The following is a 13183-nucleotide window of genomic DNA, read 5'->3' as shown; positions in this document are numbered from 1 at the left end:
GACTAACAATCACGAGCAACCCTCGCCGAAAACAGATCAAAAAACCAACGGCCAGCTATCTATATGCCAGGTTGGCGAGCATTGTTCCGACTCCCCTGGGGCAAAATGATTCCCCTGAGGCTGTCGGACAAGTCTCTACCTAAGTCAAAAATGGACCAATCAACGCTGATCCCCGTAGCGCGCGATTATCTAGTAGCCCGCGAGACAACGCATCAGGGACAACGAAGTATTTGTAGCGAAACCCTGCGTTTTTAGGCATTAACGTCGTTTTTAATACATTCATGTCTGTAAGAGGAAGGTCACAGGGCCATCATTGACCAAATGAACCTGCATATCCGCACCAAAACGCCCTGACGCCACCTTGCCATGCAATTGTTGCGCTTGTAACAGCAAGTGCGCAAAAAGTGCCGCCCCCAGGGCCGGCGGCGCGGCGGTAGAGAAACTTGGCCGCAGCCCGCTTTTGGTATCCGCCGCCAGGGTGAATTGCGACACCAGCAGCAAACCGCCGTCGATATCCTTGAGCGACAAGTTCATCTTGCCATCGTCGTCGCTGAACACCCGATAGTTAAGCAGTTTGTGCAGCAGTTTGTCGGCGCTCTCGACAGTATCCCCCGGTTCGACGGCCACCAGCACCAGCAAACCCTGGTCGACCGCCCCCACGATTTCGCCCGCGACCTCGACCCGGGCGCCGCGCACCCGTTGCAACAGGCCCTTCATGCTTCTTCAGGCGGCAAGTCCAGCAGACGACGCGCCATCTCGCCGGTCGCGCGCACCAAGGCATCGGTGATGCCCGGCTCGGACGCCGCATGGCCCGCCTCGCGGATCACCTGCAGTTCACTGTTCGGCCAGGCCTGATGCAGCTCCCAAGCGTTATCCAGCGGACAGATCATATCGTAGCGGCCGTGAATGATTACGCCAGGCAGATGGGCGATCTTGTGCATGTCGCGAATCAGTTGGTCGGGTTCCAGGAAGGAATTATTGGTGAAGTAGTGGCACTCGATGCGGGCAATCGACAGCGCGCGCTGGGGCTCGGCGAAACGCTCGATCAACTGCGGGTTCGGGCACAGGCCCAACATGCGCCCTTCCCAGGTGGACCAGGCCTTGGCGGCGTGCATCTGGGCAATCTGGTCGTTGCCGGTCAGGCGCTTGTGGTATGCGGTGAGCAGGTCGTGGCGCTCGTCCAGGGGGATCGGCGCAAGGTAATCCTGCCAGTAATCCGGGAACAGGCGGCTGGCGCCTTCCTGGTAAAACCAGCGGATGTCCTGGGGCCTGGCCAGGAAAATCCCGCGCACGATCAAACCATGCACGCGCTCGGGATGGGTTTGCGCGTAGGCCAGCGCCAGGGTCGAACCCCAGGAGCCACCGAACAACACCCATTTTTCGATGCCCAGGTGCTCGCGAATGCGCTCAAGGTCGGCGACCAGGTCCCAGGTGGTGTTGTTTTCCAGGCTGGCGCGGGGGGTGGAACGCCCGCAGCCACGCTGGTCAAAGGTGATGATGTGGTACAGGTTCGGATCGAAATAGCAGCGGCTATTGGCGTCGCAACCGGAGCCAGGGCCACCATGGATGAATACGACGGGCAAGCCTTCGGGGGAGCCACTTTCATCGACGTACAGGGTGTGGGTGTCGTCGACAGCCAGATCGTGCCGGGCGTAGGGTTTGATCTGCGGGTACCAAGTCTGCATTGCGCGCTCCGTAGGGGGTCGAGTTCATCCCAGGGGGGACGTCTTTTATTCTGCCGTCTGGCACTATAAACCCGAATTGTGCAATGAGCATGTCCTTGAGCACTTAGACCTGTGTCAGCAGTTCGCTACCCAGGTGAGCCAACAGGCAGCTATCAAAGCCGGTCGCCCTCCTCCACCTCGCTCTGCGCCCGCAAACAGCCATGGACCAGACTTTGGCCGCAGTACAGCAGCGCGTTCACGCCCGCCGCGTGCAGGTGCTTGGCATACAAGTGGAGAGTTTGGCCGATCAACCTCAGGAGCATTCCTACAAGCGCATCGGAAAGTCTCACCTGAGCAATACCGCCACTGCGTGATTTGATCCGGGTCTTTTTCAGACACGGATCGTTACGCATGACCGACACGCCTTGGGCCGCCCGCGAGGGCGATGCGCTTCTGCACAGTTCCATGCTGGCCGACGTTTTAGGCGGAGTCCTGGAGATTGCCGCCAACGTGGCCGTGACCGCATTGGCGACAGCGGCGGTGGTTGCCGCGGCGGGTGTAACCGTGGCGACTGGCGGTCTCGGCTGCGTGGTACTCGGCGCCGTGGTGGGTGCGGTGGTCGGCGTCGGCATGAGCAAAACCGGCGCGGATAAAGGCCTCTCACGATTATGTGAGTATTTCGCCAATGCCCTGTTTCCTCCCGTCATCGACGCCTTCATCAGCAGCGGTTCGCCCAACGTATTCATCAACGGTAAACCCGCTGCGCGGGCGGCTGGCAAAATCTCGGATGTGATCGCAGCGCCAGGTGGTGAGCCTTCTTATCTGGATATCGCTGAAGGGTTTTTCTCTCAGCTATGGCGCCCAACGGTGGCCTCTCCGGTGGCGGGCGCTGCGCCTTGTCCTGGCGATAAAGTCGACTGCCATAAACACGCGCCGATGCCAGAGCAATACATGGCCGAGGGTTCCAGTCGCGTATTTATCAACGGCCAGCCCGCCGTGCGCAGTGGTGATCGGAGCACCTGCGAGGCCAAGGTTGGGACGGTACAGATTTCGCCGAATGTGATCATCGGCGGAGCGCCCGTGGTGGTTCGCGAGATTCGCAGCGGCAAGACGCCCGGTGTCGGGCTGGCGGTGACGGCGCTGCTGACGTTGCGCGGCGGTGGCGCGAAGTTCTTCAGCACGTTGCCGTGCATGGTCGTGGGCGGGCTGGTGTCGTGGGGCAGCAGTCAGGTGAGCAATGCCATCACCTCGGCGGTCGTGGGTTCGCCCAACCCGGTACACAGCGCCACGGGCGCGAAAGTTCTCGACGGTGAAGACGACTTGGACTTCGCCCTGCCAGGCCTGTTGCCTATCGAGTGGCAGCGCTACTACAGCAGCCGGGATGAACGCCGCGATGGCCTGTTCGGCGCCGGTTGGAGTGTGATCTACGAAGTCTTCGTCGAGATGGGTGGGCTTCCTGAGGGCGGCGAGCGCCTGGTCTACACCGACGAGCAGGCCCGGCAGATCGACATGGGCGTGATCCCCTTGGGCGGCGCGGTGTTCAGCGCGGGCGAAGGCCTGAGCGTGCGGCGCCATGCCCACGGGCAGGTGCTGATCGAGAGCGTCGATGGGCTCTACAGGTTGTTTGAGCCGACGCCAGGCAACCCGTCGCACCTGCGCCTGAGCCAGTTGGGGGACCGCAATGACAACCGCATCCTCCTCGACTATGACGCCCAAGGTCGCTTGAGCCAGTTACGCGATTCCTTCAATGATGTACGAATTGAACTCGGCTACAAACTCGGCCGAGTCGAGCAGATTGAACGGTTGTTCCCGGATCAAAGCCGCGAAGTGTTAGCCAGCTACCACTACGATGCCGCTGGCGACCTGGCCGAAGTTCGCGATGCTGCCGGGCATGTGCAGCGCCGCTTTGCCTACGACAGCGGCCAGCGCATGGTCGAGCACCAACGGCCCGCCGGACTGCGTTGCTATTACCAGTGGGCCTGTGTGGAAGACGCCGAATGGCGCGTGGTCCGACACTGGACCGACGAAGGCGATGACTACCAGTTCGACTATGACCTACACGCCGGAACCACGCGGATTACCGATGGCTTGCAACGGGTCAGCACCCGTCGGTGGAATGCCCAGTACCAGATCACCGAGTACACCGACAACCTCGGCCAAACCTGGCAATTCGACTGGAATGACGAGCGCCAGTTGCTCGGCGCCACCGACCCTCAGGGCGGTCAGTGGACGTTCGGTTACGACGAGTCCGGCAACCTGTGCGAGACGCAAGATCCGCTGGGGCGTATCGAATCCACCGTGTGGCTGGAGCATTGGTCGCTGCCATTGGTGGAAACCGATGCCGCCGGACAGGTTTGGCAATACCGGTACGACCCGCGTGGCAACTGCGTCAGCGAAATCGATCCCCTTGGTCAGACAACGCGCTATCGATACGACCGCTTTGGCCAAGCAGTGGAAATCATCGATGCCACCGGCAAGAGCCAAACCTTGCGTTGGAATGAGTTCGGCCAGCTCACACACCACGCCGATTGCTCCGGCTACCCGACGGGTTTCGAATATGACCGGCGCGGGCACTTACGCACTGTCATCGATGCCTTCGGCGAACATGTTCGGTATACCCACGACCCCCAAGGGCGCCTACTGCTCGTCGAAATGCCCGAAGACCGCACCGAACGCTACGTGCGTGATCCCCGCGGACAACTGGTCGCCTTCACGGATGCCGCCGGCAGCACCACCCGCTACCAGTACTGTCGTCGCGGGCAGGTGCGCCAGCGTATTGATGTCCATGGTCGGCAGATCGAATTCCGCTACGACGCCTACGGCCGATTGCACACCCTGACCAACGAAAACGGCGAAAAATACCGTTTCGCCTGGGACCAGGGCGATCGTCTCACACAACAGCAAGACCTCGATGGCAGTGCACGGCGCTACACCTATGACGTCCTGGATAACCTGACCGCCGTCGAATACGTGCCCTTGAATGATGTGTCTTCCATAGTGCATCGCCTGGAGCGCGATGCCGTCGGGCGCTTGCTGGCGAAAGTAACCGACGACGGCCGTACCGAATACGCCTACGACCCGTTGGACCAACTCACCGCCGTCACTTTCACCGGCAACGATGAGACTACGCAGGCGCTGGCCTTCGCCTACGACCCGCTAGGCCAACTGCTTACCGAACAAAGCGCCGCTGGCAGCCTGAACCATCACTACGACGAACTCGGCAACCTGATCCAAACCCAACTGCCCGACGGCCGCTGGCTCAATCGCCTTTACTATGGCAGCGGCCACCTGCACCAGATCAACCTCGACGGCCAGGTCATCAGCGACTTCGAACGCGACCGCCTGCACCGCGAAGTGCTGCGCACCCAAGGCCAACTCAGCACCCGCAGCGAATACGACCGCAGCGGCCGCCTGCGCCAGCGTAAACGCAGCCCCACCGGCCAGCCCTGGCAACTGCCGCCGACCCACCAAAAGAACTTCGAATACGACCCGGCCGACAACCTGATCGGCCGCCGGGAAGGGAGCCAGCACCAGTTACTGCATTACGACGCGACCGCTCGAATCATCGCCAGCCAGGACAACGTAAAAGGCCAGCGCGAAACCTTCGCCTACGACGCCGCCGCCAACCTACTCGACGGTCCGCAAGTAAGGGGCGGATGGGTACGGCATAACAAACTGCTGACCTATCAGGACAAGCGTTACCGCTATGACGGCTTTGGCCGACTGATCGAAAAACGCAGCGCCGCACGAGGTTTGCAGCGCTTTGCCTACGACGCTGAACACCGCTTGATCGAAGTACGCAGCCAGAAGAACGGGCGCGAAACGCTGGTGAACATGACCTACGACCCGCTCGGTCGACGCATCACTAAAACCGAACACGACAGCCGGGGTTATGCGCTGGGAGAAACCCGCTTCACCTGGGATGGCCTGCGCCTGCTGCAGGAGCATCGGCATAGTCAAACCAGCCTGTATCTCTATGAGGACGATGGCTACACGCCGCTGGCCCGGATTGATGGCGTGGGCGAACACCAGAGCGTGCGCTATTACCACAACGACTTGAATGGGTTGCCGGAGCAACTGACGGAAGCTGATGGGGAAACGGTGTGGCGGGCGACTTATCGGGTGTGGGGGAACACGGCAGAAGAGGTGCGTGAGCCTTACTACATTGAAGAGCAGAACCTGCGGTTTCAGGGGCAGTATCTGGATCGGGAGACGGGGCTGCACTACAACACGTTCAGGTTTTATGATCCGGATATCGGACGATTCACCACGCCTGACCCGATCGGGTTAGCGGGCGGATTGAATCTATATCAATATGCTCCGAACCCTTTCGGGTGGGTCGATCCCAAAGGATTGGCGTGCAGTACCTACAAGGGAAAACTGAATCAAAAAGCATCGCAGATGCACGCACTAACTAAAGGTTCAAAAGAGTGGAAGCAAGCGGTTGCAGATAGCAAGATGGCTATGGCAAATGGGGGGAAATTTCAAGTTAAGGTGAAATCAAGCTCAGATGCAAAATTTTTCTTGAAAGAATCGCAAGGCAATATGAACCGTTACAAGGCTCATACCCAAAGCGCCCGCGCCGACGGTGTAGCAAAATACCCAAAAGGTTACGAGCAGCATATGGCTCCAGAGGGCGGCTTCGGGGATACACCTCACATCAAGTGGTATAAAAATGGAGGGGATGGTCATATTTTTTATGACATCCCAAACTAAAATGAAAAACAGCTATCGCTTTGAAAAACTTATAAAGTCGGAATTGGGCCCAACCGAAAGTAGGGAAGATATCTACTCAATGATGCAAAAGCCGATACTGTACGGGGATATGGTAAAAATTTTCGACTCGCTTGCAGATATGAAGTCATATTTAAATTCGGACTGCTACTACGTGGCACATAATTTAACCGCACGCAAAGGAAAAAAAACAATCTTCAAAGGAAGGTTGTATAAAGCAAAAAAGGACGACTTGTTGAATTTTATTTTTGAGGCCATAGATTCAGATGAATTGAGGGAGTTATTAATTTCTCCAATCCAAGCACATCAAAAGAGAAAAGTATTCTACTGCTCGGAAGATGTATTTTACATGTACACAGAAAAACAAGTCTAGACTGGGGCAGTATCTGGATCGGGAGACGGGGTTGCACTTCAATACGTTCAGGTTTTATGACCCGGATGTGGGGCGGTTTACGACGCCGGATCCGATTGGGTTGATGGGGGGGGATTAACCTCTATGCCTATGCAAAAATCCAATCGAATGGGTAGCCCCCCTCGGGCCAACTTGCATTAAAGCCTTTAATAGAGGGAGAAACATTTCTAAAAAATGGACGAGCAAGCTTTCCGGCAAAACGCCTCAGTGACCACTACACAGCAAGTTGAAGCGTCGTTATTGAAAAAAGGCTATACCAAAAGCATCACAAATTTGAACACCAACAAGACTCAGCACACCCAAGTTACTAGGACGACAAAACCCGGAAACAAGGATGTCCTGGACTACCATCCGGGCGGAGGCGTCCACCAACCCAGCTACTGGAAAGTCTACCGGAATGGGGAAGTCCAAGGACGCGTAGTTCCAACAGATTTTGTAAAGTACGAAAAAATTGTCGATAGTCCAGTTTTTGTAGACGGGGCATTAGTGAATGCTCCGAAATAGAGATAGTTATGAATTTGACTAACGTAATAGTGCCAAAAGTTTCGATCGGCGGAATAGCCATTGGAGAAAGCATTACACAAGTACAAGCACGTCTGTCAGATAAGTACAAAACCCATAACAGCCCCGATTCATTCACCATCGACAACGGGTTTATTACGGCGTATCACGGCGTCGATGGCGTCATTTCTGCTATCTCTTGCAATACTGCTTTCAAGGGTAATTATGAAAATATGCTATGGCCGGGAATGACTGTAGCCGATGTCCTAAGGCTCTCCAAAGAGCAAGTGGCGTGGGCGGGTTTCGTACAAATTGACCAAGTCAACGGCATAGGCCTCTCGCTGCCGGAGGAATACGATGACTTCGATTCGTTGACCGATCATTTTGATCTCGACTTTGTATTTAGTGAGCTTTGGGTTTATGACTTTTAGAATCGTGGTCGCCCTCGCGCTGGCCGGGGCTCAACCGGCCTTTGGGATCAGTCCTACAATTCACTCAGAAATGACCGATGACGACCGCACCGAATACGTCTACGACCCACTGGGCCAACTGCTCACCGAACAAAGCGCCGCTGGCAACCTAAACCATCACTACGACGAACTCGCAACCTGATCCAGACCCACACCGCCAACTCCTCACTACGACGCCACCGGTCGTGTTGATAGGGGGCTGACCCTGAAGGCTCCAACAACCCATCTTCTCGCAGCGGACGAAGTCTGACCGTAGAAGCAGCAAGATCATCAACATGGCATCTCAGCGCCATTTCAAAAAACGTTTTACGTTTCGCCACTTAGTACGCTTGAGATTTACATCAAGTAACTGAGAGACCTGCTGCAAGAACTGTTGATTACTACAGCCAAAATACTGCTCGGAAAAGCAAAGCTCATAGTCAAACGGAGCGGCGTTTTTCAGGCCCGTAGCGGTGAGGTTTGCTTTCAGGTAGCGTCCAATATCTCTTTTGAGCATAAAAGATGCGAAGCGTGATCGGCTATCAACATACCCCTTCACAATATCCGAAAGCGCCGTAGGCGCGACGTTTGACTCGGCGTCGACGAGCCATGCGCCTACGCCATCTGCCACTTCACCATACATGAAGCTTTCTAGATACCCGTAAGCCATTGACTGCCTCAAAGGATTGGGAACGCCGTCAAAATATACATGGGCATATTGTTGAATTCTGCATATTTTATGACCACTCGCACTTTAGTCATCTCAATGACGGTTGCAGGCGATCGTGGGCGAATGCCCCAACCCACGATTTGACCAAGATCCGCCTCAAGGGTGTATACACTTGAGCGCATCTTAACTTTCGACATGAAGATTACTTTGAGTTTGTTCCTTTGCAATACCTGACTGACAGCCCATTCTGCCTTCTCAGCATTACCGAACGTGGAAATGCTCTCGGCCCCAGGCATTTTCAGCGCCCTCTTTTGCAAAAACTCAAGTGGCTTGTCGACATGAACGCTATAGGCATGTCCGCCCCCGAGACTCTTAGGTGCATGCAACGGTCGCTCACTGACGTTCAGTGTCATCCGCCCTGCTCGGATGGAGGAAACTCTGAAAGCGTTGTAGAGATTAGCAACGGAGAGCGGAACGGCGAACTCCATAGCCAATCCCATCCCCTGCCCCACTTGCGCAGACGCGCCTAAGCCGTTTGCCATTGCCTGACCAGATTTATAGGCATAAGAGTCAACGGTAAGGCCTGTTAGCAATTGGGCGCTGCCCGCTGCCAATTGGTCGGCAGCGTGAATGCCCATGGCAGCACATCCCACCTTAGTGATCATCGTAGGTTCGGGTATTGCACAGAGCACGCCAGCTCCTCCCAACTCGATAATCCCACCAACAATACGCAAACCTCCAAATATACGATTAGTCGCAATTTCAGTGGCACTCAAAGATTCACGCTCCAAAATTGCTGCCATCTGCACTTGGCTTATGACAACACTAAACTCTCCTTCTTGAGACACCTAAGTCCTACCTTGCTATCAACGATGCGGGGACGCAGATTAGCAAGAGGCTTTAATGCCTTAGCGCTCGCGTTATTAATAAAGACGCGGACTACGTAGGCAGTAGCAAACCGCCTACATTTTATCCAGGAGAGACCGCAACCATTGCACCACCTGGTTCCTACGATACGTCTATAGACCACCTACTTCAGCAGTAACGCTTCTGCCCCCACCCCAGAAAACCGTCCAACAACTGCTTCAACACCCCCCGCGTCGGCCCCGCCAGATCCTCGCGATAACGAAACGGCTCGAACTCTTCCATATACGTGCTCTGGCACAACTCCAACTGCACGGCATGAATGTTCTGCGCCGGGTTGCCGTAATGCCGGGTGATATGCCCGCCCTTGAAGCGTCCGTTGAGCACATGGGTGTACTGCGGATGCGCGGCGCAGATGGCTTCCAGTTGGCTGGCCAGCCCAGGGTCGCAGGCGGCGTTGTTGAAGGTGCCGAGGTTGAAGTCCGGCAGTTTGCCGTCGAACAGGTGCGGGATCACCGAGCGGATCGAATGTGCGTCGAACAACAGTGCGTAGCCGAATTCGGCCTTGAGCCGCGCCAGTTCGTCTTGCAGGGTGCGGTGATACGGCATCCAGATCTGCTCGAGGTAGGTGGCGCGCTCTTCCCTGGATGGCGCCAGGCCTTCGCGGAACAATGGCACACCATCGAACAGGATCGACGGGTACAAACCAGTGGTGGCGCCGGCGTACAGCGGCGTGTCGTCGGAGGGCCGGTTCAGGTCGATGACAAACCGCGAGTACTCCGCCGCCAGGGTGCCGGCGCCGAGTTCTTCGGCAAAGTCATACAGCGTGGGGATATGCCAATCGGTGTCCGGCAGGCTTTGCGCCTCGGGGATCAGCCCGGCCTGCACGGCAGGCGTCAGGCGCAGGCCGGCGTGGGGCATGCTGATCAGCAGCGGCACGCGGCCTTGTTTGAAGTTCAGAACGTTATCCACAGTGCGACTCCTTAAACAGTGACATCGACGCCGTGGCGCACGACGCGTTTTTCAAGCTCGCCGCCCAGCCAGTAGGCCAGGTCGGCGGGACGATCGATCTGCCAGGCGACAAAGTCGGCGACCTTGCCCACTTCCAGCGAGCCATGGGTATCGCCCATGCCCAGCGCAGTGGCGGCATGTTGGGTGGCGCCGGCCAGGGCCTCTTCCGGGGTCATGCGAAACAGCGTGCAGGCCATGTTCAGCATCAGGCGCACCGACAAGGCCGGTGAAGTACCAGGGTTGAGGTCGCTGGCGATGGCGATCTTCACGCCGTGCTTGCGCAGGGCGTCCATCGGCGGCAGTTGGGTTTCGCGCAGAAAGTAGAACGCGCCCGGCAGCAGCACCGCGACGGTGCCGGCAGCGGCCATGGCGATGGCGTCGTCTTCGGTCATGAACTCCAGGTGATCCGCCGACAGCGCCTGGTAACGCGCGGCCAGGCTGGAACCGTGCAGCGACGACAGTTGCTCGGCGTGCAGCTTCACCGGCAGGCCGAGTTGCCGCGCGACCTTGAACACACGCTCCACCTGCGCCGGCGAGAACGCCAGGTATTCGCAAAACGCATCCACCGCGTCCACCAGCCCTTCCGCGGCCAGGGCCGGGAGCATTTCGCCGCAGATGTGATCGATGTAGGCGTCGGCGCGGTCCTTGTACTCCGGCGGCAAGGCGTGGGCGGCCAGGCAAGTGGCGCGCACACTGACCGGCAGCGCGTCACCGAGGCGACGAATCACCCGCAGCAACTTGCGCTCGCTGGCCAGGTCGAGGCCGTAGCCGGATTTGATCTCCACCGTGGTCACGCCGTCGCGCAGCAAACTGCGCAGGCGCTTGTGGGCGCTTTCGAACAGTTCATCCTCGCTGGCGGCGCGGGTAGCGCGCACGGTGCTGGCAATACCGCCGCCCTGGGCGGCGATGTCGGCGTAGCTGACGCCTTGAAGGCGTTGCTCGAACTCACCACTGCGGTTACCGCCGAACACCGTGTGGGTGTGACAGTCGATCAGCCCGGGGGTGACCCACGCGCCGTGCAGGTCATGCACCTGGGCGTAATCCGCAGCCGGCACTTCGCTGCGCGGGCCGATCCACTCGATCAGCGAACCGACAGTGACCAGGGCGGCATCCTCGATGATCGAGTAATTGCCCTGAGCCATGGTTGCGATGTGGCAGTGTTGCCAAAGGACTTTCATCAATGCCTCCCAAGGTGGTCGCTGTTGCCTGTAGGAGCGAGCTTGCTCGCGAAAAACCTCAACGATAACGCGTGCTACCTGATAGCTCGCGGCGCCTGGGGGTTCTTCGCGAGCAAGCTCGCTCCTACAGGGGCGGGGTGTTTTTCAAAGGCTCGGCAGCAACTTGGCCGGCACCAGTTCATTCAGGCAGCGGCTGGCGAGCAGTTCAGTGGCGGCGATGATGTCCGGGGCGAAGAAGCGGTCTTTGTCGTAGAACGCCACTTTGCCGCGCAGAGTGGCGCGTGCTTTTTCCAGCTTCGGCGAGGTTTTCAGGCCTTCGCGCAGGTCCAGGCCCTGGCACGCCGCCAGCCATTCCACGGCCAGGATGCCGCGAACGTTTTCAGCCATTTCCCACAAGCGCTTGCCCGCAGCCGGAGCCATCGACACATGGTCTTCCTGGTTGGCCGAGGTCGGCAGGCTGTCGACGCTATGGGGATGGGCGAGTGCCTTGTTTTCGCTGGCGAGTGCCGCGGCGGTCACCTGGGCGATCATGAAACCGGAGTTCACCCCGCCATTGCCCACCAGGAACGGCGGCAGTTGCGACATGTGCTTGTCCATCATCAACGAAATACGCCGCTCGCTCAGGGAGCCGATTTCAGCGATGGCCAGCGCCATGTTGTCGGCGGCCATGGCCACCGGTTCGGCGTGGAAGTTGCCGCCGGAGATCACGTCGCCTTCGGCGGCGAATACCAGCGGGTTATCCGACACCGCGTTGGCCTCGATCACCAGCACCTCGGCGGCCTGGCGGAACTGGGTCAGGCAGGCGCCCATGACTTGTGGCTGGCAGCGCAGGGAATAAGGGTCTTGCACCTTGTCGCAGTTCTGGTGCGACTGCGACACCTGGCTGCTTTCGCCCAGCAGGTCGCGGTAAGCCGCCGCCGAATCGATCTGCCCACGCTGGCCGCGCGCGGCGTGAATGCGCGCATCGAACGGCGAGCGCGAACCCAGCACCGCTTCCACAGTGAGGCTGCCGCACGCGAGGGCACCGGCGAACAGATCCTCGCCCTCGAACAAGCCCCGCAGCGCATACGCCGTGGACACCTGGGTGCCGTTGAGCAGCGCCAGGCCTTCCTTGGCGGCCAGGGTCAGCGGGGTGAGACCGGCGATTTTCAGCGCAGCAGTCGCCTCCAGCCATTCGCCTTGGTAGCGCGCCTTGCCTTCGCCGAGCAGCACCAGGGACATATGGGCCAAGGGCGCCAAGTCACCGGAGGCACCGACCGAGCCTTTGAGCGGGATGTGCGGGTACACCTCGGCGTTGATCAGCGCGATCAGCGCGTCGATCACCTGGCGGCGAATCCCGGAAAACCCACGGCTCAGGCTGTTGACCTTGAGCACCATGACCAGCCGCACCAGCGCATCGCTGATCGGCTCACCGACGCCGGCGGCGTGGGACAGCACCAGGGAACGCTGGAGGTTTTCCAGGTCTTCGCTGGCGATGCGGGTCGAGGCCAGCAGGCCGAAACCGGTGTTGATGCCGTAGGCGGTGCGGTTCTCGGCGAGAATCTGCTCCACGCAGGCCACACTGGCGTCGATCTGCGCAGTGGCGCTGTCATCCAGATTGATCGTTACCGGCTGCTGGTAGATGGCCCGCAGTTGGGCAAGGCTCAGTTGGCCCGGAATCAGAGTTAGCGCAGTCACATTCATGCTCCTTGGAAATTATT

The 13183-nt window shown here is 58.4% G+C and carries 12 protein-coding genes and 1 pseudogene; 5 read left to right on the top strand and 8 right to left on the bottom strand.

Going from position 1 to position 13183, the window contains the following annotated elements; translation table 11 throughout:
- Window positions 1-279: 279 nt before the first annotated feature.
- From dtd to TU80_RS33850, 3 genes are all read right to left on the bottom strand, one after another.
- Window positions 280-717 carry a D-aminoacyl-tRNA deacylase gene (dtd, locus tag TU80_RS00345; RefSeq protein WP_017849898.1) on the bottom strand — a complete coding sequence of 146 codons (438 nt, stop codon included), beginning with the start codon at window positions 715-717 and terminating at the stop codon, window positions 280-282.
- Window positions 714-1685 (bottom strand): prolyl aminopeptidase, encoded by a 972-nt coding sequence (pip, locus tag TU80_RS00340; protein WP_057003623.1) that lies wholly within the window; start codon window positions 1683-1685, stop codon window positions 714-716. Before pip ends, dtd begins: the two co-directional genes overlap by 4 nt.
- Before the next feature lie 152 nt (window positions 1686-1837).
- Window positions 1838-2077: a hypothetical protein gene (locus TU80_RS33850; RefSeq protein ID WP_057003622.1), complete on the bottom strand. Its 240-nt coding sequence runs from the start codon at window positions 2075-2077 to the stop codon at window positions 1838-1840.
- On the opposite strand from TU80_RS33850, the gene TU80_RS00330 reads away from it, so the two are divergent.
- From TU80_RS00330 to TU80_RS32570, 5 genes and pseudogenes are all read left to right on the top strand, one after another.
- Window positions 2076-6380: an RHS repeat-associated core domain-containing protein gene (locus TU80_RS00330; RefSeq protein ID WP_082643791.1), complete on the top strand. Its 4305-nt coding sequence runs from the start codon at window positions 2076-2078 to the stop codon at window positions 6378-6380. The two genes, TU80_RS33850 and TU80_RS00330, sit on opposite strands and share 2 nt — an antisense overlap.
- Entirely contained in the window at window positions 6364-6771 is a 408-nt protein-coding gene (locus tag TU80_RS00325) for a hypothetical protein (RefSeq protein WP_227778768.1), read from the top strand. The genes TU80_RS00330 and TU80_RS00325 overlap by 17 nt, the downstream gene beginning before the upstream one ends.
- Window positions 6770-6937, top strand: a pseudogene (locus TU80_RS31215) (RHS repeat-associated core domain-containing protein); the annotation flags it as partial. The gene TU80_RS00325 and the pseudogene TU80_RS31215, both read left to right, overlap by 2 nt.
- A gap of 385 nt (window positions 6938-7322) precedes the next feature.
- Window positions 7323-7742, top strand: coding sequence for a hypothetical protein (locus TU80_RS00320; RefSeq protein WP_057003621.1), 420 nt, complete (start codon window positions 7323-7325; stop codon window positions 7740-7742).
- Window positions 7732-7923, top strand: a complete 192-nt coding sequence (locus TU80_RS32570) for a hypothetical protein (protein ID WP_132849963.1) — start codon at window positions 7732-7734, stop codon at window positions 7921-7923. The genes TU80_RS00320 and TU80_RS32570 overlap by 11 nt, the downstream gene beginning before the upstream one ends.
- A gap of 141 nt (window positions 7924-8064) precedes the next feature.
- Here the strand turns inward: TU80_RS32570 and TU80_RS00315 are convergent, their stop codons facing one another.
- From TU80_RS00315 to hutH, 5 genes are all read right to left on the bottom strand, one after another.
- On the bottom strand, window positions 8065-8403 hold the full coding sequence (locus tag TU80_RS00315; RefSeq protein WP_132849964.1) for a hypothetical protein: 339 nt from the start codon (window positions 8401-8403) through the stop codon (window positions 8065-8067).
- 35 nt (window positions 8404-8438) lie between these two features.
- On the bottom strand, window positions 8439-9278 hold the full coding sequence (locus TU80_RS00310) for an RNase A-like domain-containing protein (RefSeq protein WP_057003619.1): 840 nt from the start codon (window positions 9276-9278) through the stop codon (window positions 8439-8441).
- A 187-nt stretch (window positions 9279-9465) separates the two neighbouring features.
- Window positions 9466-10266, bottom strand: a complete 801-nt coding sequence (gene hutG / locus TU80_RS00305) for an N-formylglutamate deformylase (protein ID WP_057003618.1) — start codon at window positions 10264-10266, stop codon at window positions 9466-9468.
- 11 nt (window positions 10267-10277) lie between these two features.
- Window positions 10278-11483 carry an imidazolonepropionase gene (gene hutI, locus TU80_RS00300; protein WP_057003617.1) on the bottom strand — a complete coding sequence of 402 codons (1206 nt, stop codon included), beginning with the start codon at window positions 11481-11483 and terminating at the stop codon, window positions 10278-10280.
- Between the two features lie 144 nt (window positions 11484-11627).
- Entirely contained in the window at window positions 11628-13166 is a 1539-nt protein-coding gene (gene hutH, locus TU80_RS00295; RefSeq protein ID WP_017849903.1) for a histidine ammonia-lyase, read from the bottom strand.
- Window positions 13167-13183 lie beyond the last annotated feature (17 nt).

The organism is Pseudomonas veronii (genome assembly GCF_001439695.1).
Taxonomy (GTDB): Bacteria; Pseudomonadota; Gammaproteobacteria; order Pseudomonadales; family Pseudomonadaceae; genus Aquipseudomonas; species Aquipseudomonas veronii.
This window is presented reverse-complemented; position numbering and strand designations above follow the sequence as displayed.